Here is a 434-nt window from a genome sequence, read left to right as displayed (position 1 = left end):
CGATACCACGACTGTGGCCGTCACTGCTGAAGCTGCGAAAGAAGGGGATGCCAACCTCACCTTCAACTTCCAGCTGAGCAATCCGCCGCAAGCCGGCAGCACCACGACTCTGACCGTTAACGTCGGTGGCACAAACTACACCGTTGATATCGATGCATCCGGCAAGGGTACTCTGCTGGTTCCGAATACTAACGTTGAAGACGTCTACAAAGATGGCAGCGAAGTGACTGCCACCGTCACGGGCGTCACCGGCGGCAACTTCGAAGCCGTCGATCTGACTGGCGCGACCACTACCGTTGCCGTCGAAGACACCATCGACACCACCACTGTGGCCGTCACTGCGGAAGCTGCGAAAGAAGGCGACGCGAACCTCACCTTCAACTTCCAGCTGAGCAATCCGCCGCAGGCGGGTACCACGGCTACCTTGACCGTTA

The 434-nt window shown here is 58.5% G+C and carries 1 protein-coding gene; it reads left to right on the top strand.

Annotated elements, in window-relative coordinates; translation table 11 throughout:
* Nucleotides 1-434: immunoglobulin-like domain-containing protein (locus IDM28_RS23700; RefSeq protein ID WP_188036979.1), on the top strand; the 434-nt coding region annotated here is incomplete at both ends.

Origin of the sequence: Pseudomonas sp. EZ-C24, from assembly GCF_014525325.1 — a bacterium.
Classification (GTDB): Bacteria; Pseudomonadota; Gammaproteobacteria; order Pseudomonadales; family Pseudomonadaceae; genus Aquipseudomonas; species Aquipseudomonas shirazensis.
The sequence above is the reverse complement of the archived record's forward strand: the minus strand, read 5'-3'. Positions and strand labels throughout refer to the sequence as shown.